This window comes from Cellulomonas hominis (genome assembly GCF_014201095.1).
GTDB classification, from domain to species: Bacteria; Actinomycetota; Actinomycetes; order Actinomycetales; family Cellulomonadaceae; genus Cellulomonas; species Cellulomonas hominis.
Genome location: NZ_JACHDN010000001.1, coordinates 1,394,118 through 1,415,229, shown reverse-complemented (window position 1 = coordinate 1,415,229; position 21,112 = coordinate 1,394,118). Strand labels below are relative to the sequence as shown.

The 21,112-nt window shown below is 74.4% G+C and carries 16 protein-coding genes and 1 CRISPR repeat array; of the genes, 5 read left to right on the top strand and 11 right to left on the bottom strand.

The features are described 5' to 3' along the window. The 9 genes from cas6e to HNR08_RS06650 form a co-directional block, all read right to left on the bottom strand. Window positions 1-699, bottom strand: a complete 699-nt coding sequence (gene cas6e / locus HNR08_RS06690; RefSeq protein WP_221286320.1) for a type I-E CRISPR-associated protein Cas6/Cse3/CasE — start codon at window positions 697-699, stop codon at window positions 1-3. Then, window positions 696-1,415: a type I-E CRISPR-associated protein Cas5/CasD gene (gene cas5e / locus HNR08_RS06685; RefSeq protein ID WP_146836711.1), complete on the bottom strand. Its 720-nt coding sequence runs from the start codon at window positions 1,413-1,415 to the stop codon at window positions 696-698. The genes cas6e and cas5e overlap by 4 nt, the downstream gene beginning before the upstream one ends. Next, window positions 1,412-2,596 (bottom strand): type I-E CRISPR-associated protein Cas7/Cse4/CasC, encoded by a 1,185-nt coding sequence (gene cas7e, locus HNR08_RS06680; RefSeq protein ID WP_146836708.1) that lies wholly within the window; start codon window positions 2,594-2,596, stop codon window positions 1,412-1,414. The genes cas5e and cas7e overlap by 4 nt, the downstream gene beginning before the upstream one ends. Continuing rightward, on the bottom strand, window positions 2,596-3,252 hold the full coding sequence (gene casB / locus HNR08_RS06675; protein WP_146836705.1) for a type I-E CRISPR-associated protein Cse2/CasB: 657 nt from the start codon (window positions 3,250-3,252) through the stop codon (window positions 2,596-2,598). Before casB ends, cas7e begins: the two co-directional genes overlap by 1 nt. Next, window positions 3,245-4,873 (bottom strand): type I-E CRISPR-associated protein Cse1/CasA, encoded by a 1,629-nt coding sequence (gene casA, locus HNR08_RS06670; protein WP_146836702.1) that lies wholly within the window; start codon window positions 4,871-4,873, stop codon window positions 3,245-3,247. The genes casB and casA overlap by 8 nt, the downstream gene beginning before the upstream one ends. Further along, window positions 4,870-7,836: a CRISPR-associated helicase Cas3' gene (cas3, locus tag HNR08_RS06665; protein ID WP_146836699.1), complete on the bottom strand. Its 2,967-nt coding sequence runs from the start codon at window positions 7,834-7,836 to the stop codon at window positions 4,870-4,872. Before cas3 ends, casA begins: the two co-directional genes overlap by 4 nt. A gap of 119 nt (window positions 7,837-7,955) precedes the next feature. Beyond that, a complete protein-coding gene (locus HNR08_RS06660; protein ID WP_146836696.1) occupies window positions 7,956-8,705 on the bottom strand; it encodes a hypothetical protein in 750 nt (249 codons plus the stop codon). After that, entirely contained in the window at window positions 8,702-9,841 is a 1,140-nt protein-coding gene (locus tag HNR08_RS06655) for a hypothetical protein (protein WP_186812759.1), read from the bottom strand. The genes HNR08_RS06660 and HNR08_RS06655 overlap by 4 nt, the downstream gene beginning before the upstream one ends. 84 nt (window positions 9,842-9,925) lie before the next feature. Continuing rightward, window positions 9,926-10,686: direct repeats of the CRISPR family, unit length 28 nt; unit sequence GGCTCATCCCCGCACGCGGGGAGCGGAC. A gap of 216 nt (window positions 10,687-10,902) precedes the next feature. After that, window positions 10,903-11,889 carry a LacI family DNA-binding transcriptional regulator gene (locus HNR08_RS06650; RefSeq protein WP_246803040.1) on the bottom strand — a complete coding sequence of 329 codons (987 nt, stop codon included), beginning with the start codon at window positions 11,887-11,889 and terminating at the stop codon, window positions 10,903-10,905. A gap of 368 nt (window positions 11,890-12,257) precedes the next feature. On the opposite strand from HNR08_RS06650, the gene HNR08_RS06645 reads away from it, so the two are divergent. Further along, window positions 12,258-14,840: an ATP-dependent Clp protease ATP-binding subunit gene (locus tag HNR08_RS06645; RefSeq protein WP_146836686.1), complete on the top strand. Its 2,583-nt coding sequence runs from the start codon at window positions 12,258-12,260 to the stop codon at window positions 14,838-14,840. A 162-nt stretch (window positions 14,841-15,002) separates the two neighbouring features. Next, a complete protein-coding gene (locus HNR08_RS06640) occupies window positions 15,003-16,052 on the top strand; it encodes a serine hydrolase domain-containing protein (protein WP_146836683.1) in 1,050 nt (349 codons plus the stop codon). 22 nt (window positions 16,053-16,074) lie between these two features. Here the strand turns inward: HNR08_RS06640 and HNR08_RS06635 are convergent, their stop codons facing one another. Then, window positions 16,075-16,467 carry a VOC family protein gene (locus HNR08_RS06635; protein ID WP_146836681.1) on the bottom strand — a complete coding sequence of 131 codons (393 nt, stop codon included), beginning with the start codon at window positions 16,465-16,467 and terminating at the stop codon, window positions 16,075-16,077. Window positions 16,468-16,600: 133 nt separating this feature from the next. Between HNR08_RS06635 and HNR08_RS06630 the strand changes: the two genes are divergently transcribed. Further along, the gene (locus HNR08_RS06630) at window positions 16,601-17,617 is read left to right on the top strand and encodes a LacI family DNA-binding transcriptional regulator (protein WP_146836678.1); all 1,017 of its coding nucleotides are present in this window, start codon (window positions 16,601-16,603) and stop codon (window positions 17,615-17,617) included. Window positions 17,618-17,687: 70 nt separating this feature from the next. On the opposite strand, the gene HNR08_RS06625 is transcribed toward HNR08_RS06630, so the two are convergent. Then, window positions 17,688-18,626, bottom strand: coding sequence for a DUF4862 family protein (locus HNR08_RS06625; RefSeq protein WP_146836675.1), 939 nt, complete (start codon window positions 18,624-18,626; stop codon window positions 17,688-17,690). 203 nt (window positions 18,627-18,829) lie between these two features. Between HNR08_RS06625 and HNR08_RS06620 the strand changes: the two genes are divergently transcribed. Beyond that, window positions 18,830-20,227 (top strand): MFS transporter, encoded by a 1,398-nt coding sequence (locus HNR08_RS06620; RefSeq protein WP_146836672.1) that lies wholly within the window; start codon window positions 18,830-18,832, stop codon window positions 20,225-20,227. Next, the gene (gene kduI / locus HNR08_RS06615; protein WP_246803039.1) at window positions 20,224-21,081 is read left to right on the top strand and encodes a 5-dehydro-4-deoxy-D-glucuronate isomerase; all 858 of its coding nucleotides are present in this window, start codon (window positions 20,224-20,226) and stop codon (window positions 21,079-21,081) included. Before HNR08_RS06620 ends, kduI begins: the two co-directional genes overlap by 4 nt. The last annotated feature ends 31 nt before the right edge of the window (window positions 21,082-21,112 follow it).

Genomic DNA, 21,112 nt, shown 5'->3' with positions numbered 1-21,112 from the left:
TCACGAGCGATCCGCGGCGAGGGTCAGCAGTCCGCAGCCGTAGGCCTTCGCGGGGCCGATGCCGGTGACGAGAGTCTGCCGCAGCGCGGCCGCGTCGGTGACCTCGAGCCGCCCGTCGTATTGGACTGTGCTGATCGTGACCGTGCGGGACCGCGGCATCTCCGTCTCGCGGCGGTCGAACGAGGCGATGTTCCGCCGGGTCACCACCAGGTCGCCCGTCGGGTCCTCCGGTCCGGTTCCGGTGATGCGGAACCCGAGCCGCTCGCACCGCTCGCGCAGCCACGTCGCCTGGTGACCGACCGACACGTGCCCCACGCGCTTCGCGCGGGAGTCGTCCGAGCCGCGCACGTAGCGCGTGGGGTTCGCCGCGAGGCGGAACGCCCAGGTCTGCCCGGCGTCGAGACGGGCGAGGAGCTTGTCGTACGACTTCACCGTCCCGCGCTCCGTGGTCGGCCACCCGGCCTGCTCCGCGAGGTGGGCGAAGTCCGGCTCGTCCGGGCTGACGACGTAGAGCAGCACACGCTCGGCGTCGTGGTCGAGGCGCCAGAGCACGCGGGCCGATCCCGCGCGGTCCCCGGTCGGCGGCGTGGGGAAGGAGGCGAGCACGGCCGCGTGCAGGCGCTGCGGACTGCTCAGCAGCCGCCGTGCGCCCCGGCGGCGCGGGTTCAGCTGGAGACGGGACAGGTACACGGCGGTCACTCCAGCTCGGTCATCGGTTCGTGGGCGAGTCCGGCGACGGCGGGTGGCCCACCGGCGCGCAACGGGATCACCCCGTGCGTGACGGTGCGCCAGCCGTACTGCCGGTTCTGCGGGTCGAACGACCGCGGTTCGTCGCGCTGGGTCGAGGTGCCGAGCACGCGGAGCCCGGGCGCCGCCCCGCCCTCGCCGTCCATGCGGAACTCCAGGTCCACCGGGTCGCCGTCCAGCTTCCGGCGCCACCAGGCAGCCGCCTGCCACGGCTCGTCGATGAGCACCTGCTCGAGGGCCGCCTCGCGCAGCCGAGGGGCGAGTGGCTCGGACGGCGGGCAGGACCGCCGGCCCAGGTACAGCGGGAACACCGGGGAGCGCAGCGCGTCGACCAGTGACTCGAGCAGCGCGCGATCCGCCTCCAGCGCCACGACGTAGCGGGCGTCCGCGCGGTAGTACCGGTACGACAGCGGCATCGACGTCCCGCCGTCGAGCGTCCGCGCGGTCTGGAAGTCCCGCAGCAGCTCCCCGGGCTGGTCGATCCGCACCCCGAAGCGGAGCGAGAGCAGGTCCTCGAGCGGGTCCGTGCGCCGCAGTCCTCGGGCCGCGGCGAGCAGGCCGATCACCCCCGACTTCGTCGGCGCGTCGTCGGTGGCCCGGGTGGCGAAGCGACTGCCGCTGCCCCATGCCTGCATGGGGCCGGCGAGGGTGAGTGCGAGCACCGTCACCGCGGTGCTCCGGCGCGCGCGGCGACGACGTCGCCCACGGACGACGCGAGCGCCGGGAGGGTGGTCCAGGACAGCCGCAGGTCCTCAGCGCGGTCGGCGTCCCACACGTCCTCCAGCCCCGTGCGGGCGTCGCCGACGGCGAGAGCCCACGTCGCGACAGGACGCTGCCCGAGGACCTCGGACACCTCGACGGCACGACGTGCGAGCCGCCGGGCGGCGACCGTGGCGCGCGGCGTGCCGTTCTCGGCCGTGACCGGGTCCTCGAAGGCGCCGACGAGGTTCACGGACTGGCTGTCCCGCGCCGTCACGACGACGACGTCCGGCAGCGTGCGGTTCGCGAACGTGTTCTGCTTGCCCGTGGGCATCGACGTCACGAACGCCTGGATGAACGCCTCGACGGCCCGCCGGGTTGCCTCGTCGTCGCCGAGGTTGTCCCGAAGCCGGTCGACGTCGACGGTCGCGTACCGGTACAGCGTCGACGAGTTGAACTCGACCGTCCCGATCATCCCCGCGCCGGCGTCCTCGTCGTCGCCCTTCTCGTCGTCGACAGCGGTGAAGTAGTCGAACTCGTTGTCGATGCCGTGCACGGAGATGGCGTGGGCGACCTGGGCGCATGCGTCGACGCTCAGGTCCTTGTCGTCCGCGACCATCCGCCCGAACAGCGCCAGGTCGACGGAGTGGTCCCGCTTGAGCAGGTCCTTGCCCTCCTTGCCCTTGAAGGCCTTCATCGCGGCCTCGGGGTCCGGGGCGTCCGCGATCTCGACCGCCTTGGCGGCGAGCTGGTCGAGCTGCAGGTGGGAGAGGAACACCAGGTACTTGCTCTGCTGGACCTCGACGGGCTCGGCGCCCGAGCGCGTGCGCGTCGCCTTCTCGAGCTCGATGCCGGTCCCACGCACGACACCCTCGGCGAGCGACGGCGCCCGGCCGGCCAGGTCCGGGCGGCTCGCGGTGACCCGCTCCGCGACGACCTCGACGATCCGCTTGGTCCGGGTGCCCAGGTTCTCCCGGTCGAGCAGGTCGGAGAAGGCGAGGCGCGCCGCCCGCTTCCACGCCTGCGAGGACACCCGCGCCCGGCGCACGCCCCCGAAGACCGCGGTCTTGGGGCTCCCGGTGTCGTCCCGGTTGACGTTGCTCGGCGGGACGGTCTGCAGGACGTGCAGGTCGATGACGGTACGGCTCATCACGGCTCCTCGGAGGTGGTGCTGGCGGTCGGGTCGGTGGCGGCGTCGGTCGGTTCCGCACGCACGCGGTAGAAGTCGCGACCCCAGGACAGCCGGACGGCGTCGGCGCGCGCAGGGTCCTGCAGCCGGATCAGGTCGCGGGTGAACCAGCCGTAGTCGAAGCCCTGGTCGGCCGACCGCAGCAGCGTGACGAGGGCGCGCGCGTGGACCAGGGCCTCGGTCAGGTCGGAGGACGTGCCGAGGGCCTGGAAGCGCCGGATGACACCGGGGACCGGGGTGCCTGCTCGCTGCTTGATCCGGCCGAGAGCGGTGCCGAACGACACCCCGGCGACGAACATCCCGCGGCGTTGCGACTGCTGGTGCAACGCGTAGAGCGTGAGGGCGCCATGGATCGCGCGCTCGTCGCGGGTCGGGCCCTCGCCGCCGCCGCGGGCGTCCGGGTCCGTCGTGAGCTCCAGGATTTCCGGCACGGAGCCGACCTCCCGCCCGACGCCACGGCGCAGCTGCGCCAGCGCCGCCCGGGACCGCGGGTCGGCGGGTGTCCGCAGGTAGCCGGACTGGATGCGCGCGATCGTCGCGACGACGAACGAGGCAGCCGATCCGCCCCGGTGCCCGGGCGTCGCCGGAGGATCCGGGACGGTGACGGTGTCAGTCATGCGGCGCCTCCTGGGTGCGCGGGGGACGGGGGAGTGCGGCGAGGAGTGCCGCGTGGAACCAGGCGTGCGCCTCGGGTGCGGTGACGCGCCGCCCGGACACTTCACGTCCGACCCAGGCGGCCGGACCCGCGGCGTCGACGAGTGCCTGACCCAGCCCGTCGATCGTGCGTCGGGCGCGGTCGTGCCACTCGGTGCGCGCGGCATCGACGTCGGAGTCGGCGCCGAGCGTCGACAGCCAGGACCGGAAGGGCTGGTCGAGCGCCCCGTACGCCTGCTCCGCGGCGCGGGCGCGGGCGCCGTCGACGAGTCGGGCGTCGGTTCCGCCCGCAGCGCGCACGAGGTTCGAGGCGAGGTTGCGCAGCGCGAGCACCGCGGCGTCGGTCGCGGCGACCGCGTCGACGACCATGCCCTGCGCGGCGGCCGAACCGTCGGCGAGCAGGTCGAGGCGGACGGTCAGCCGGTCGTCCACGACGTCGTCGACCACCGAGTTGTTCGACCCGTAGACCATGCCGACCGCGTGCAGCGTGACCGGGGCGGGGCGCTCCAGCGCGCGACCCGCCCACGCGACGACGCCCGCGGTGACGCGCGGAGGCTTGTCGTCGTCGCGGCCGCGCGGCGCCACGTTCGGCAGGATCGCCGCGAGCCCGCGCCACAGAGCACGGCTCGGGTCGTGCTCCAGCGGCATGTACACGAGCGGCATGCCGAGCTTCTTCTCCTGCGCCTCGCTGCGCCGCCAGGCGGTCATCGGCTCCCGCAGGTGCTGGTTCTGCGGGGTCAGGGGGTCGCCGTAGCCGATGAGCACGCCGGTCACGCCGTCGCCCTCGCGGCGGAGCAGCATCCGGCGGCTCGGCCAGGTGAGCAGGTCCACCGGGCCGTACGGGCGTCCCGCGACGTCGGGCGAGGGTTCCGGGCCGGGCGGGTCGGCCTCCCAGGCCGCACGGTCCGCCGGGCCGGACTCCACCAGGTCCGGCAGGCTCAGCGGCACGAGGTTCAGCAGCAGGGTCTCCCAGAGCGTCTCGCCCTCGACGGCCATCCCTCCGAGGTATCCCGCCCACCCGAGGCCGAGCGGGTAGACCTTGCCGCCCTTGCCCCGCGGGTCGCCGATGAAGTGCGACTTGATCCCGCTCACGTCGTACGCCTGCGCGTGCACCAGCCACCGCGCGGCCTCGGCCGGGCTGATCGACGCGAGCCCACGTCCGGCCCGCGTCGAGAAGAACCGATGTCCTGCAGGCACGTCGGCGATCAGCCGCTCGAGGCCGAAGAACTCGCCCTTTGCCGTGTGCAGGCCGGCGACCTGCAGGAACGGCGTCTTGTCGTGGAACAGGTCGAACCGGTCCGCGTGGCCGCGCAGGTACGCCTCGATCTGCGACACCGGCGGGCCGCCCGCCTCCCACAGGTCGTGCCAGGCGTCCTCGTCCGCGGGGCCGTCCACCGCGCGGTGCAGCACGGCGAGCGCGAGGCGCAGGAGGGCGAAGCCCTGGGTCGGGAGGTCGCCGACGACCCGCCGGAGGTCAGGGGCCCTGTGGAACAGGTCCAGCAGCGACACCTCGACCGTCGCTCCGTCGACCGTGAGGCACGGGATCCAGGGCTCGTCGAGGAGCGAGTACGCCTGCTCGGTCATGGGGCCTCCGGGGCTTTCGGCACGAGGTGATCGGTGGGCGGCCGGTCGTCGGCCACCACCAGCCCGAGCGTCAGGTCGTAGTGCAGGTGGTGGTCGGCGAGCCGGGCGCTGCGGTCGTCGTCGAGGACGAGGGCGAGCTGTCCGGAGAGCAGCGGCGTGCGCTGCCACCCCTCGAAGTAGTCCTGCTCCAGGGACGCGATGACCCGCTCGGCGACACCAGGTCGGCACAGCGCGTACGGCAGCCGCAGCGTGCACCGCGCCAGCGTCCGGGCCAGGTCCCGAGGCACGGGATGTGCGCGCAGCGGCAGCATCTCGCCGCCGCCGGGCACCCAGTCGGGGATGCGGTCCACCCCGTCGTCCCCGCGCTGCACGACGACGACCTCGATCGAGTCGGATCCGTCGCGGACGAAGCCCTGTGCCTGCAGGGAGTCTTCGTCGACCACCCCGGCGGAAAACCGGGCGCCGTCGTACAGGTCCGTGCCGGCGGCCCGCACCGGGGCGATCGTGAACGGGGCGGCCGCCCGCTCGCGCTCAGCCTGCCGGCGCCTGAACTCGTCACGCGCGGTGGTGGCCGGCTCTCGCCAGTCGTCCGGCACGGGCACGTCGTCCGCGTAGGCCGCCTGCACCAGCGGCGCGATGTCGTCGGGTAGCCGCAGTGGCTGTCCGTCGAGGTGCGTCCCGAGCACCGCGAGCCCGGCCCACGGGAGCCACGTCCCGTAGACGGCCCGGGTGCCGCGTTCCGGCGCGGGCGGGGTGGTGGACCAGTCCGCGCCGGTGACGTACGCGTGCGCCTCGCGGAGCGGCGCGGGCCGGTCCGACTCGACGGTGCCGCGCCGGTGCCGGTGGAGGCGGCCGAGGCGCTGCAGGAGCAGGTCGACCGGGACGACGTCGGTGACCATGAGGTCGAAGTCGACGTCGAGCGACTGCTCCACCACCTGCGTCGCGACGACGACGTGGCGCTGCGGCCGAAGAGCCCCGGGCCCGGGTGGCCCGAACTGCTCCAGCAACCGGCGGTCGGTCGCCACGCGGTCCACGGAGAGGAAGCCCGCGTGCGCGACGGAGACGTCGTCGGCGCCCAGGATCTCCGCGACGTACCGGGCGGTCTCCTGCGCGCGGCGGACGGTGTTCCGCACCACGACCGCGCAGCCGCCGTCACGTAGCCGGTCGGCGAGCAGGTCGCCGAGCGCCGGCAGGTCGTCGGTGAGGCGGTGCACGTGGACGGTGCGGCTGTCGTCCCCGCGAGGCAGCGCGTGCACGCGGGGGCCGTGCTCGCCGGTGACGACCGCGCAGGGGTAGCCGATGTCGCCCGTGAGCTCGTCGGTTCCCCCGGTCGTGGCCTCGCCGGACCTTCCCCGCTCGTAGGCCCGGTAGAGGTCCGCGCGGCGCGCCCCCGGCAGGGTCGCGGACATCAGGACCACGGGGGTCCCCGAGGCGCCGAGCCACTCGAGGGCCCGGTCCAGGAACGTGGACATGTAGACGTCGGCGGCGTGCACCTCGTCGATGACGACGACCTTTCCGACGAGCGACAGGTGCCGGAGCATCGTGTGCCGGGCGCGCAGGGCCGCGAACAGGACCTGGTCGATCGTGCCGACGACGAAGCTGCTCAGCGCCGCCTGCTTGCGCCCGCGCGTCCACTCGCCGACGGCCGGGCGGACCGTTCCGTTCCTGGCGCGGTGCGGTCCGGTGTCGTCGTACACCGGGGCCCGGAGCTCGACGCCGAACGGCAGGGCGGCCAGGTCGTCGTTCAGGGCGGCCTTGCCGTGGACGAGCGCCACGGATTGCGCGTGCGCCCCCGACTCGTCGGGTACGCGCTCCAGCCAGTCGAGCATCCGCCCGAACATCGCGTTCGACGTCGCCTGCGTGGGGAGCGCGACGAAGCACCCCGTCGCGCCGGTGCGCCGGGCGAGCGTCTCGGCCGCGAGGAACGCCGCCTCCGTCTTCCCGACCCCCATCGGCGCCTCGACGATCATGAGGCCGGGCGCCGTCATCTCGTCGGCGAGCACGGCGACCGCGCGCTGGACGGGTCGTGGTCCGGCGGTCGCCCAGGGGAACCGCGCGCGGAACCACTCGCCGGCGTCGTCCGGATGCGGCCCCGGCACCCAACGGCGGCCGAGCCGCACCGCGCGCAACCCTGCCTCCGCGCGCGGGTTCGGCGCGCCGGCCGGTGGGGGCGCGGGGACGTCGTCGACGTCGAGCAACGGGAACGCGTCGCCCGAGGCGATCCAGTCCGCCATGACGACGGTCCCCGCCAGGAGCATCTGCACCGTCTGGGGGAGCAGCAGCGAGGACCACGACGAGTCGGCCGGGTCGACACCCGCGCGCTCGGCGGCGCGGTCCAGCAACGCGTCCTGGACCTCGACCCAGGGCCCCGATCCCAGCAGGTCCGGCCGGCGGGGCGCGGTGGTGATGCGGGACAGCTCCGGGAACGACCCGTGGTGACCGGCGACCAGGCCCGTGACCTGCCGACGCGCGCGGCGCGACCAGTCGCCGCGGTCGCGGAGCCAGCGGTCGAGGATCGCGGCGCCGGCGATCTCGTGCCGGAGCAGGCTCCGGTCGGTCTGCACGGCCGGGCCGATCCGGAGCCCGGCCCGTTCCATGCGTGCGGCGAGGCGTCGGACCTGGACCGCGAAGGCCGGCGTGGCCTTGCCGACGTCGTGCACTCCCGCGATCCACACGAGGAGCCGGCGCGCCCGGTCGGGGTCGCCACCCGCCCCCGCGGCGAGGTGGTCCCGCACGGCGGGCGGCAGCCACCGGTCGAACAGCAGCCCGGCGACGTCGCCCGCGTCGTCGAGGTGGCGCCACAGCGGGCTCCACTGCTCCACCTCACCGTCGTAGGGCCAGGATTTCGCCCACGTCGTCGCAAGCGTCAGCACGGTGCACCACCGCGTGTGACCGGTCGCTGAGCCAGCTCCCCCATCCGGCTTGTCTACCCGAGGCGCCACGATCCGGCGGGCGAGCGCCATCGACGCACTCACCTGAGGCGGCTCGGCCGGACCGACGACTCTGTCAACGGGACGATCAGAAGAGACCTAGGTCCTGCGCGAGGCGGCGAACCGGACCGATCGACCTCCGCGGCGAGCTCTCACAGCTCGGGCACCACCCGTCTCACCAGCAGGCGAGCCCGCGGTCCGGCGGACCCGAGGTGGCGGTCGCGGCGGGTCGACCCCAGCAGCGCGTGCAGCATGCGCGCGGCGTCGCGTGCCTCCCGCCGGTCCGGCCAGTCCCGCGTGGTGCGCCCCGCGAGGTTCGCGGCCTCCAGCAAGCGGTGGATGTCGACTGCGTCTGCCGCGGCGAGTCGCCCCTGGTAGGCGTGCGCCTTCATGACCAGCGCTGCCGCCACGTCCGGTAGCAGCAACGCGGTGCTGATCTCGGTCCCGTCGGTGAGTCGTGCCGTGATCGAGACCTCGGTCGCCGGCTCGAGCAGGGCCACGTGGAGGCCCGGGATCTCGTCCACGACGAGGTCGCCGTGCGGCTGGTTGGTCACGAGCCGACCCACATACGACGGCGCGAGCACGTCGATCACGAGCTCGCGGTCCCCGTCCTCCCGGACGAACCGGTTGCCCTCGGTCTGCGAGTAGCCAGCGGCGCGCAGCGCGGGAACGAGCTGCTCGTCGCCGCACACGTCGAACGGCACGCCCATGTCCGCATCCGCCGTCTCGCGTGGCGGGGCGAGGCCGTTCGCCCCATGGTGGTGCACGAGCAGCGTGACCGCGAGACCGCCGACGAGCCGGTAGGTCGCACCCATCCGCGCTGCGACCGAGGCGATGTCCGCGGCGGCGAGCCAGCCGGCATCCGTCGCGCGCGACGCCGAGGTGAGAGCGAGCGCGTTCACGCGGCAGCCTCGGCGAGCAGCCGAACCAGCAGGTGCTCGGCTGCGGCGTCGTCCCCTGACTGCACGAGCGTCACCCAGGTGCGCCACGGGTCCGCCAGGACCAGTCCGTCGCGCTCGCGCGCCTGCGTGAGCGCTCGCGGGTCGTCCGGTACCGCGATGATCACGGACGCTTCGGCCTCGCTCACCGGCGTGCAGCCGGCTGCGCTCAGATCGACCAGGCGATCCGTCCAGATGATCGAGCGGGTCGGGCGCGACCAGGGGGCGTACGAGTCTGCTGCCACCTGACCGGCGACCGCGTAGGCGACCCCGGCGTGCGTCAGGAGGTCGGCGATCTGCCGCGTGGCGGGCACCGGCTCGTCCAACGTGAGCCATGCAGCAGCCGTCCTCGGGCGCGGGTACTCCGCGGCGAGCCAGTGGGCGATCGCGCTCGGGTGCGTCGTCGTCCACCCGGACGGGCGCTGTGCGACGAGATGACGCAGCCGCAGCCGCGTCAGCGACTGCGACACCCTCGCCTGGGTGACGCCGATCTCGCGAGCCAGGGCGGTCTGGGACCGCGGGGTCCGGTCGCCCAGCAGTGTGTACGCGAGAGCGAACGTGCCCCATGCGGGGCGTCCCGGGCGGCTCGGGGCGCGGTCGGGTGCCGAGTTCCGCTCGCCGCCTGCGTCCACGGTGTGGGACCGGCCGTCGCTGTCGATCAGCGTTCCGCTGACCGGGCCGTGCTCCGGTGCGATGAGGACGGACACGCGGGCCGTCAGTGCCGCATCGACCGCTGCGGGCGTCGCGGACGCGGTGATCACCAGCACCTGCGGCAGGTCCTCCGGCGTGCTGCCGGCAGGGTCGGCGAACCGTCGGACGCGTGACGGGTGCAGGGTCGAGACCGTTCTGACGTCGTAGGGCGTGGCAGGGAACGCCGGCCCACGCAGCACCACGTCCGCCCGAAGGCTCGAGTCGGCGGTGGGCAGGATCTCGTGGCTCTCGGCTAGTGCGGACCACACGTCTGGCATAAGCATCGTCAGGCTCCGTCTGCTATTGCTTATACCGTAGCTCAGAGTCGCGTGGATGTCCTGGTGGGGTCGCGCAAACGCGGAAGTTGACCGACGGGCCGCCGACGCGATGACGCGCGCGACTGGGGTCATCCGTCTCCCAGTCCCACACGTAGGGCTCATCCCCGCACTCGGGGAGCGGACTGGTCGCACACCACGGGGATGGCGGACCGCGGAGGCTCATCCCCGCACGCGGGGAGCGGACTCGTCTGCGGGTAAGCCGATGACGCCCTACGCGGGCTCATCCCCGCGCGCGGGGAGCGGACGCCGGATGGGTCGGGCTCATCGCGGGTCTGACGGGCTCATCCCCGCATGCGGGGAGCGGACATGGACGCTGCAGGCCAACGGCTCCGCGGCGAGGGCTCATCCCCGCACGCGGGGAGCGGACGCAGCCGCCCTACTGACCCTGGTTCAGGTGCAGGGCTCATCCCCGCACGCGAGAAGCGGACCGGTACTTCGCCTGCGTCGCGATGTCGACGACGGGCTCATCTCCGCACGCGGGGAGCGGACGCGCGGGTCGGCCGGTAGCCGAACGCGACCGCGGGCTCATCCCCGCACGCGGGGAGGGGACTCGCCCTTGGTGAGGTAGAGGTTGCCCATCGGGGGCTCATCCCCGCACGCGGGGAGCGGACTGCCCGGGATGCGTACTTCGCGCCGAGCGAGACGGGCTCATCCCCGCACGCGGGGAGCGGACTCGTACGCCGAGATGCCGAGCTCCTTCATCTTGGGCTCATCCCCGCACGCGGGGAGCGGACTCCAGCGCTTCGTCGAACTCGGCGTCCGTGACGGGCTCATCCCCGCACGCGGGGAGCGGACGGATTGCCTACGACCGGCTGGTGGCGGCAGTCAGGCTCATCCCCGCACGCGGGGAGCGGACGAGTCGGTGACCCCGCGACCAGGCTCGGCCTCGGGCTCATCCCCGCACGCGGGGAGCGGACACATCCTGACCAGCGAAGATACCCCGGCCCTGGCCGCTTCTCCTTCAGTCCCAGCCGGGGGTAGGGCTATGAGCACGGCGACGCACCGGTGACGGAGGTGCGCGGCCACGCCTCAGCGGTCACGTCCAGCGGCTTTGCGACCGTCGCGGACGTCGCCGGCGACGCAGAGGCCCGCTCGGACTAAGGGGACGTCACGGTGCAGGGCGCGGGCACCGCTCACGCGAGCACGCTCGAGGACCGCACCACCAGCTCCGGCTGGAACACCACGTGGTCCCGCACGGGGTTGCCGTCGGCGTCCCGGGACAGCAGCAGATCGGCCGCCCGGTAGCCCACCTCGTACGCGGGCTGCCGCACCGAGGTCAGCGGCGTCGCCAGCTCGGCGGCGATCTCGATGTCGTCGTACCCGACGATGGCGGTCCGGCCGAGCAGCTCGGGGCGGCGCCGGCGGATCTCCCGCTGCACCCCGACGGCCACGAGGTCGTTGACGCAGAACACGGCGCGCGGCGCGGGGTCCTCGTCCAGCAGCGCCGCGAACGCCGTGGCCGCGCCGCCGGCGTCCAGCGACGGGATGCGGACCTCCCGCACGACCACGTCGGGGTCGAGGCCGCGGCGCTCCACGGCGCGGTGCAGGCCGGCGAGGCGGTCGCGGCACTGCCGGATCGCGTGCGGGCCGTTGAGCATGAGGATCTCGCGGTGCCCGAGGTCGAGCAGGTGCTCGCCCGCCATCCGCCCGCCCGCGACGTCGTCGACCGCGACCGAGGAGATCGCGTCCGTGGGGGAGGGCATGTCGAGCAGCACGGTGTGCACGCCACGGCCGGCGAGCGCGAGCAGCGGGCCGAGGTCGTCGCCGGTGGGGACGACCAGCAGGCCGGAGACGCCGTGCTCCTCGAACAGCCGCAGGTAGCGGGCCTCGCGCTCGGGGTCGTCGTCGCTGGACGCGAGCATGAGGGTGTGGTCGGCGAGCGCCAGGCGGTCCTCGACGCCGCGGGCGGCCTCCGTGAAGAACGGGTTCCGGATGTCGAGGACGATCGCCCCGACGGTCGTGATCGTGCCGGCGCGCAGCTGGCGGGCGGAGGCGTTGGGGACGAACGAGAGCCGCTGGATCGCGTCGAGCACGCGGTCGCGCGTGGCCTGGGCGACCCGGTCGGGTCGATTCAACACGTTGGACACGGTGCCGACGGAGACGCCGGCGAGTCGGGCCACGTCGCCGATCGAGCTGCGGCGTGGGGCTGTGGTCCGCGGCACGGGCTCCTCCGGGCGTCCGGCGCCGTCGGGGGGCGGCTCTCGCCCCCGCTCGCGGGACTGAGCGGCAGCATAGACCGGGCCCCGGGGCCCTGAACCGATTCAGGGCGCCGGCGCCTCCGCGCGGTCGCGGCGCCGTCCCCGCGCCGTCCCCGCGCCGTCCCCGCGCCGTCCCCGCGCCGTCCCCCCGTCGTCACGCCAGGGGCGAACACGGGACGCCCGCGACACCCCCCGCCGTTAGCATCGAACAACGCCGCCTCGTCGTGCGTGTCGACCCCGGGTCAACGGGCCGGGTCGCACGGCGAGCACGTCGCTCGTGAGGAGTGCACATGTTCGAGAGATTCACGGACCGAGCCCGTCGCGTGGTCGTCCTCGCCCAGGAAGAGGCGCGGATGCTCAACCACAACTACATCGGCACCGAGCACATCCTCCTGGGTCTCATCCACGAGGGGGAGGGTGTCGCGGCCAAGGCGCTCGAGTCGCTGAACATCTCGCTCGACGCGGTGCGCGCCCAGGTGCAGGAGATCATCGGCGAGGGCCAGCAGGCGCCGAGCGGGCACATCCCGTTCACGCCGCGCGCCAAGAAGGTGCTGGAGCTGTCGCTGCGCGAGGCGCTGCAGCTCGGCCACAACTACATCGGGACCGAGCACATCCTGCTCGGCCTCATCCGCGAGGGCGAGGGCGTCGCGGCCCAGGTGCTCGGCAAGCTCGGCGCCGACCTGAACCGCGTCCGCCAGCAGGTCATCCAGCTGCTGTCCGGCTACCAGGGCAAGGAGCCCGTGGCCGCCGGCGGCCCGCAGGAGGGCCAGCCGTCCGGCTCCGCCGTCCTCGACCAGTTCGGCCGCAACCTGACGCAGGCCGCGCGCGAGGGCAAGCTCGACCCGGTCATCGGGCGCGAGAAGGAGATCGAGCGGGTCATGCAGGTGCTGTCCCGCCGCACCAAGAACAACCCGGTGCTGATCGGCGAGCCCGGCGTCGGCAAGACGGCCGTCGTCGAGGGCCTGGCCCAGGACATCGTCCGCGGCGACGTGCCGGAGACGCTGAAGGACAAGCAGCTCTACACGCTCGACCTCGGCGCCCTGGTGGCCGGCTCCCGGTACCGCGGCGACTTCGAGGAGCGCCTGAAGAAGGTGCTCAAGGAGATCCGCACCCGCGGCGACATCATCCTGTTCATCGACGAGATCCACACCCTCGTGGGTGCGGGTGCCGCCGAGGGCGCGATCGACGCCGCGAGCATCCTCAAGCCGATGCTGGCCCGCGGCGAGCTGCAGACCGTCGGCGCGACGACCCTGGACGAGTACCGCAAGTACGTGGAGAAGGACCCGGCCCTCGAGCGCCGGTTCCAGCCCATCCAGGTCTCCGAGCCGAACCTGCAGCACGCCATCGAGATCCTCAAGGGTCTGCGCGACCGGTACGAGGCGCACCACCGCGTCTCGATCACCGACGGCGCCCTCGTGGCCGCCGCCACCCTGGCCGACCGGTACGTCAACGACCGGTTCCTGCCGGACAAGGCGATCGACCTGGTCGACGAGGCCGGCGCCCGCCTGCGCATCCGCCGCATGACGGCCCCGCCGGAGCTGCGCGAGCTCGACGAGCAGATCGCCGAGACGCGCCGCGACAAGGAGTCGGCCATCGACGAGCAGGACTTCGAGAAGGCCGCGCGCCTGCGCGACCAGGAGAAGCAGCTCGGGCTGAAGCGCCAGGAGAAGGAGAAGGCCTGGAAGTCCGGCGACCTGGACGCGGTCGCGGAGGTGGACGAGGAGCTCATCGCCGAGGTGCTGGCGCTGGCCACCGGCATCCCGGTGTTCAAGCTCACCGAGGAGGAGTCGAGCCGCCTGCTCCACATGGAGGACGAGCTGCACAAGCGGGTCGTCGGCCAGGAGTCGGCGATCAAGGCGCTCTCGCAGGCGATCCGCCGCACCCGCGCCGGCCTCAAGGACCCGAAGCGTCCCGGTGGCTCGTTCATCTTCGCCGGCCCCACGGGCGTCGGGAAGACCGAGCTCGCCAAGGCGCTCGCGGAGTTCCTGTTCGGGGACGAGGACGCGCTGATCCAGCTCGACATGTCCGAGTTCTCGGAGAAGCACACCGTGTCGCGGCTGTTCGGCTCGCCCCCCGGGTACGTCGGGTACGACGAGGGCGGTCAGCTCACCGAGAAGGTGCGCCGCAAGCCGTTCTCGGTCGTCCTGTTCGACGAGGTCGAGAAGGCGCACGCGGACATCTTCAACTCGCTGCTGCAGATCCTCGAGGACGGTCGCCTGACCGACTCGCAGGGCCGGGTGGTCGACTTCAAGAACACCGTGATCATCATGACCACCAACCTCGGCACCCGGGACATCGCCAAGGGCGTCCAGACCGGCTTCCAGGCCGGCGGCGACCTGTCGACGTCGTACGAGCGCATGAAGGCGAAGGTCAACGACGAGCTCAAGACGCACTTCCGTCCGGAGTTCCTCAACCGCGTCGACGACGTGGTCGTCTTCCCGCAGCTCTCGCAGCCGGAGATCTTCGCGATCGTCGACCTGATGATCGCGAAGCTCGACGCCCGCCTGCGGGACAAGGACATGGGCATCGAGCTCACCGAGGCGGCCAAGAAGCTGCTCTCGGAGAAGGGCTACGACCCGGTCCTGGGCGCCCGGCCGCTGCGCCGCGCGATCCAGCGGGAGATCGAGGACGCGCTGTCCGAGAAGATCCTGTTCGGCGAGCTGCACGCGGGTCAGCAGATCGTCGTGGACGCGCACGGCGAGGGCATCCTCGGCGAGTTCGTCTTCCGCGGCGAGGAGCGCAGCTCCCGTCCGAAGGAGCCGGTGGCCGCCGGTGCGCGCACGGCCGGGACGCCGGGCTCCGGCACGGACGTCCCGCCGGCGCCGCCGATCGCGTCGTCCGGCGACGGCGGCACGGGCCTCATGCCCGCCTGACGCGGTCCGCTCACCCGGCGAGGGCCGGGTCCGCACCTCCCACGGTGCGGGCCCGGCCCTCGCCGCGTCCGGGGGCGATGTCGGAGGTGGGCGCTAGCGTCGCGGGCACAGCCGCATCCGGGGCGAGGAGCGCGGGCCACCTTCTCGCTGCCTGGAGGCCGCATGTCCGAGTCCGCCACCCGCCCGCCCGTCGGGATCGCGACCGTCGTCGTGGACCCGCGCGACGGCGTCGCCGTCCGCGTCGAGGGGCTGGCCGACGCCACCACCGGGCGGCCGCTCACCGCGGGGACCCCGATGCACCTGTGCTCGGCGGCCAAGGCCGTCGCCGCGGTCGTCGTCCTCCGGTTGGCGGAGCGCGGGGTGCTGGACCTCGACGCGGACGTCCGCGACCTCGTGCCTGTCGAGGTCACCGCACCCGGGGCGGCCGGGCCGTCGCTGCGCGACCTGCTCGCGCACCGCGGCGGCGTCGCAGACCCGGACGGCGCGTTCGAGCCGGGCGCCGGCCCCGCTCCCGCCACCGCGGACGTCGTCGCGGGGCGGACCGCCGCGCACCCCGGCCGGGTCCGGGTGACCGCGGCGCCCGGGACCGGGTTCGCCTACTCCGACGCCGGGTACTGCCTGGTCGAGCTCGCGGTGGAGGCGGCGACCGGGCAGGCGTTCGCGGACGTCGTGCACCGGGAGGTGGCGGAGCCGCTCGGCCTGCGGTCGACGGCCGTGTGGGCCGGGGAGCCGGGCGACCCGGCGACACCCCGGGGCGCCGCCGTCGCGCGGATCGCCGCGTCGGCCGCCGCCGGGCACCGGCCCGACGGGAGCCGCGTGCCCGGGGAGCGGCTGCACTACGCCGGGCTCGCGGCGTCCAGCCTGTGGTCCACGCCGGAGGAGGCCGGGGTGCTGCTCGCGGACCTGGTGCGGTGCTGGTCGGGGTCGGGCGGCGGCGTGCTGCTCGGGCCGGACGAGGTCGCGGCGATGCTGGACGACGCCGGCGAGCCGGGCGTCGGGCGCGGGGTGTTCGTGCTGGGGTCCGCCGAGCGGCCCTGCGTCATGACGCAGGGCTGGGGCGACGGGTTCCAGGGCCAGCTGCGCGGGTACCCCGCCGCGGGCGGCGGCGTCGCCGTGCTCGTGAACCAGAACCCGGGGGTGCCGCAGCCGGAGTCGGTGGTGGGGCGGACGGTCGCCGCGCTCGCAGGGGAGCGCGGGTGGGCGGCGGTGTGAGCCCGGCCGCCCACCCCCGGCTTCAGGCGGTCGGCGCGAACAGGTCCACCGCGGTCCCGTCCGGGTCGTGCAGCACCGCGTACCGCTGGCCCCAGACCGCGTCCCACGGCGCGAGGTGCCCGGCGAACCCGGCGTCCACCATCCGCGCGTAGGTCGCGTCGACCTCGGCGGGGTCCGCGCACGCGAACGCCAGCGCCACGCGGTGCCCGCCGGCCGGCGGCTGCCAGCCCGGGTCGAACGAGCGCACCACCTCGACGGTGTCCCAGGCCAGGCGGATCCCGCCGGGCAGGGTGACCTCGACGCGCGGGGCGGCGTCGGCCTCCGGCGGGAGGTCGACGCCGAGCGCCCGGTAGAACGCGAGGGTGCGGGGCAGGTCGGCGGCGACGAGGCCGATCAGGTCCAGGTGCGGTGTCATGCCCCCGACCGTAGGCCCGTCGCCCGGGCGGTGTCGTGGACGTTCCCGGCTCCGGCCGCCGTCCCGCCCGGCTGGGTGCTCGCACCCACGCGGTCCCGGTCCGGGGCCCGGGAATGCGCCTACCCTGTCCCGCATGGCCGGACAGGTGACGCTCAGCGACGTGGCCCGGGAGGCCGGCGTCTCGCTCGCGACCGCGTCCCGCGCGCTGAACGGCAGCGCGAACCGCACCGTCGGCGCCGAGCTGCGCCAGCGCGTGCAGGCGGCTGCGACCCGGCTGCGGTACTCGCCGGACGGGATCGCGCAGGCGATGGCCCGCGGGCGGACGACGTCGCTCGGCCTGGTCGTGCACGACGTCGCCGACCCGTACTTCGCCGCGATCGCCGCCGGCGTCACCGAGGCGGCGGACGAGGCGGGCCTCATGGTCACGCTCGCCTCGACCCGGCACGACCCGGAGCGCGAGGTGGAGATCGTCCGGCTGCTGGAGCGGCAGCGTGCCCGGGCGGTCATCCTCGCCGGCGCGCGGCAGGGCGACGAGGCCACCGAGGCCGCTGTCCGGGCGGCGCTCGACGCCTTCCGGTCGGTCGGCGGCACCGTCGCGGTCATCGGCCAGGACACCCTCGGCACGGACGCCGTCGTCGTGGGCAACCGCGAGGGAGCCGCCGACCTGGTCCGGGCGCTGCACGGCCGGGGCTACCGGCGGTTCGCGGTGCTCGGCGGGCCCGAGCGGCACGCCACCGCCGCCGACCGGCGCGCCGGGTTCGTCGAGGCGCTCGCCGAGCTGGGCTGCCCCCCGCCGCGGCACGTGGCCGGGGACCTCACCCGCGACGGCGGGTACGCCGCGATGGGCCGGCTGCTCGCCGACCGCGGGGACGCCGAGGTCGTGCTGGCCGCGAACGACGTCATGGCCGTCGGCGCGCTCGCCGCCGCGCGGGACGCCGGGGTCTCCGTGCCGGGCGACCTGGCCGTGGCCGGCTTCGACGACATCGAGACGCTGCGCGACGTAACGCCCGGGCTGACCACCGTCCGGCTGCCGCTCGCGCACATCGGCGCGGTCGCGACCCGGCTCGTGCTCCAGCCGCCGTCCGCGGACCCGTCCCTGGTGCCGGTGCCGGGCGAGGTCGTCCTCCGGCAGTCGACCCCCGGCCGCTGACCCGCCCCGCCGCTGCGGGCGGTGCGACGGCAGGCCGTGCGGTCGGCGGGGGCCTGCGGGCTCGGTGGGGTCAGCCCCGCGCGTCCGCCAGCACGCGCAGCGTGGCCGCCGCGAGGGCGAGTCGGTCCGCCACGTCCCCGTCGCTCGGCCGCGGCGCCACCTTCACCCCGAGGTGCACCCCCGCGCCGGCCGCGTCCAGCGCCGCCCGCACCTGCTCGACCCCCAGCAGCGACGACCCCGCGTTCGCCAGCGCCGGGTCGTCCCCGCGTGGCGGCAGGTGCGCGTCCGTCCACGCCGGGCCCCACGGCCCGTCGACGGCAGCCGCCCCCGAGAGCACGAGCGTCGCGAGCAGCCCCGCGTCGGCCGCGGTCCGCAGGTGCTCGAGGGGGGTCGCCGCGGACCGCCCCTCGATCGCGGACCGCCCCCAGTTGATCCCGATCCCCGGCCCGTCCGCACCGGCGTCGAGCAGCCGGACCGCGGCGATCTCGGCGTCCAGCGGCAGGAACCCCTTCTGCGGGGCCTGCCCGGGCACGAGGGCGTCGCAGTGCTCGACGACCAGCCGCGCCCCGGCGCGGTCCCACTCCTGCACCTCGGCGAGCGACCGGGCGAGCGCCGCGCCGGAGCCCGCCAGCGGCCCGGGCGCCGACTGCACCTCGATCGCCAGCACCCGCGGCCGGCCCGAGCGGTCGGCCAGGGCGCGCGCGAGGTCGCAGGCCCGCCGGACGTCGGCGAGCGCACGCCGCCGGCCGCTCTCGTCCGCGGAGGCCAGCCCGTAGCCGGGGTCGAGCGCGCGCCGGTGCATCACCGTCGGCACGCAGGTCAGCAGCAGGTCGTGCGCGGGGGCGACGACCTGGTCGAGCCACGCGGGGTCGGCGTGCCGGCCGTCGTCCGGCGGCAGCGGCGCCTCCAGGCCCGCGATGTCGAGGTCCGCCACCCCCTCGTAGAACGCGCGCTCGGCTGCCGGGTCGGCGGGGGCGAGCGGGTAGGCGGCGAGCAGCGGGCGGGTCATGGCGTCTCCTTCGTCGCGGTCCGGGCGGATCGCGGCGGCGCCCTTGACGCCCGCCGCGGTCCGGCATAAGTTCCGTCATGCGGAACTCAGTTCCGCGGAGAGCATGGCAGCGTGGTCGTGCTCCCGGCAAGGGACCCGCCGACGGCGGCCCCCGGCCGGACCCCCGTCCGCATCCACCCGATGCCCCGACCATCCGAGGAAGCATGGTTCCCAGCACGGAGAGCAGCGCCCCGGCGCGCGTCGTCCCGCCCCCGCCCACCGAGCCGTCGTCGCCGAAGGGCCTGCGCAAGGCCGCCTGGGCGGGCCTGATCGGCACGACCCTCGAGAACTACGACTTCGTCATCTACGGCACCGCGTCCGCGCTGGTGTTCAGCGAGCTGTTCTTCCCGACCGTCTCCCCGGTGGTCGGCATGATCGCGTCGTTCAGCACGTACGCGGTCGGCTTCATCGCCCGCCCGCTCGGCGGCATCTTCTTCTCCCGGTACGGCGACCGGCTCGGCCGCAAGTTCGTGCTGGTGGCGACGCTGTTCCTCATGGGCACCGCCACGCTCGCGATCGGCCTGCTGCCGACGTACGCGCAGGTGGGCGTGCTCGCCCCGGTGCTGCTCGTGCTGTGCCGGCTGCTGCAGGGCTTCGGCGCCGGCGCGGAGCAGGCGGGCGGCATGGTGCTGCTCGCGGAGACGGCCGCCCGGAACAAGCGGGGCCGGTACTCCTCGCTCGTCATGGTGGGCGCCGCCGCCGGCTCCGCGCTCGGCGCGATCGCGTGGATCCTCGTGCAGCGGCTCGACGACGAGGCGCTGATGTCCTGGGGCTGGCGCGCCATCTTCATCTCGTCGATCCTCGTGACGATCCTGGCGCTGGTCCTGCGCCGCACGCTGAACGAGAGCCCCGTGTTCGCCGAGCTCAAGGCCGAGCACGCGCAGCCGAAGGCGCCGATCGGGGACGTGGTCCGCCACGGCCGCCGGCCGCTCCTGCGGGTGTTCCTCATCAACATCGGCGGCAACGCGCACTCGTACACGTACCAGGTGTTCATGGCGTCGTACCTGACCACCGTGCTGGGCGTGGAGAAGTCCCTGATCCCGCCGATGCTGCTCGCGGGGGCGTTCTTCGCGATGATCTCGGCCTTCGTGCACGGCATCGCGACGGACCGGTTCGGCCGCCGCCCGGTCAACCGGTTCGTGCTCACCTGCCTGACCGTGCTGCCGCTGCCGGCCTTCCTCATGATCACGTCGAAGAACACGGTGCTGATCTTCGTGACGCTGATCCTCGGGTTCATCGTCGCGGTGCAGGGCACCGTCGGCTCGCAGACGGCCTGGTTCCCGGAGATGTTCGGCACGCGGTACCGGTACGCGGGCGTCGCGCTCGCCCGGGAGTTCTCGTCGGTGTTCGGCGGCGGCCTGGCCCCGCTGATCTGCGCGGCGCTGCTCGGCTGGTTCGCGGACTCCTGGATCCCGGTCGCGGTGTACATGACCGCGATCGCGGGCATGAGCCTGTTCGTCGCGTGGCGCTCCCCGGAGACCCGCGGCCGCGACCTCAGCTCGCCGGACGACGCCGACGGCGGGGACTGGGTGTTCGAGGACCGGCAGGGGCCGACGGCGTGACCGCCCCGGTGACCGCCCCGATGGAGGTCCGGCAGGCCACGGCGCCGGAGCAGGTGCCCGGCATGTCCACCGAGGACTTGCGCGACCGGTACCTCGTGCCCGGGCTGTTCGCGCCCGGTGAGGTGCGCGCGGTGTACACGCACCACGACCGGCTCGTGCTGCTCGGCGCCGTGCCGGCGGACCTCCCGCTCGACCTGCCCGCGTTCGACCCGCTGCGCACCGCGACGTTCCTGGAGCGCCGCGAGGCCGGGGTCGTGCACGTGGGCGGCGGCGCCGGGGCGGTCACCGTGGACGGGGAGGCGTACGCGATGACGGAGGGCTCGGTCCTCTACGTCGGCCGGGGCGCGGGCGCGGTCCGGTTCGCGTCCGCCGATCCCGCCGATCCGGCCCGGTTCTACCTCGTGTCCGCCCCGGCGCACGCGACGCACCCGACGGTGCTCACCGGCCCGGACGGCGGGACGGTGCGCGAGCTGGGCGACGCCCTGACGTCGAACCGCCGCACGCTGCGCCAGGTGGTCCACGAGGGCGGGGTGCGGTCCTGCCAGCTCGTCCTGGGGGTGACGCGGCTGCACCCCGGGTCCACGTGGAACACGATGCCGGCGCACACCCACGACCGGCGCACCGAGGCCTACCTGTACGTCGGGTTGCCCGCGGACGCCCGCGTGGTGCATATCCTCGGGGAACCGTCACAGACCCGGCACCTGCTGGTCGCCGACGGGGAGGCGGTGGTCTCGCCCTCCTGGTCGGTGCACTGCGGGGTCGGGACGGCGGCGTACACCTTCGTGTGGGCGATGGCCGGCGAGAACCAGTCCTTCGACGACATGGACGGCTGTGCGATCACCGACCTGCGCTGATCGGCGGCGACCAGCGCGCGACCGAAGGGCC

Bases quoted from the DNA above. Each gene is read 5' to 3' on its own strand.
- cas3 (WP_146836699.1), bottom strand. From the start codon at position 7,836: ATGGCGCTCGCCCGCCGGATCGTGGCGCCTCGGGTAGACAAGCCGGAT.
- HNR08_RS06655 (WP_186812759.1), bottom strand. From the start codon at position 9,841: ATGACCCCAGTCGCGCGCGTCATCGCGTCGGCGGCCCGTCGGTCAACT.
- HNR08_RS06645 (WP_146836686.1), top strand. From the start codon at position 12,258: ATGTTCGAGAGATTCACGGACCGAGCCCGTCGCGTGGTCGTCCTCGCC.
- HNR08_RS06620 (WP_146836672.1), top strand. From the start codon at position 18,830: ATGGTTCCCAGCACGGAGAGCAGCGCCCCGGCGCGCGTCGTCCCGCCC.
- HNR08_RS06630 (WP_146836678.1), top strand. From the start codon at position 16,601: ATGGCCGGACAGGTGACGCTCAGCGACGTGGCCCGGGAGGCCGGCGTC.
- HNR08_RS06640 (WP_146836683.1), top strand. From the start codon at position 15,003: ATGTCCGAGTCCGCCACCCGCCCGCCCGTCGGGATCGCGACCGTCGTC.
- HNR08_RS06625 (WP_146836675.1), bottom strand. From the start codon at position 18,626: ATGACCCGCCCGCTGCTCGCCGCCTACCCGCTCGCCCCCGCCGACCCG.
- HNR08_RS06635 (WP_146836681.1), bottom strand. From the start codon at position 16,467: ATGACACCGCACCTGGACCTGATCGGCCTCGTCGCCGCCGACCTGCCC.
- casB (WP_146836705.1), bottom strand. From the start codon at position 3,252: ATGACTGACACCGTCACCGTCCCGGATCCTCCGGCGACGCCCGGGCAC.
- cas7e (WP_146836708.1), bottom strand. From the start codon at position 2,596: ATGAGCCGTACCGTCATCGACCTGCACGTCCTGCAGACCGTCCCGCCG.
- casA (WP_146836702.1), bottom strand. From the start codon at position 4,873: ATGACCGAGCAGGCGTACTCGCTCCTCGACGAGCCCTGGATCCCGTGC.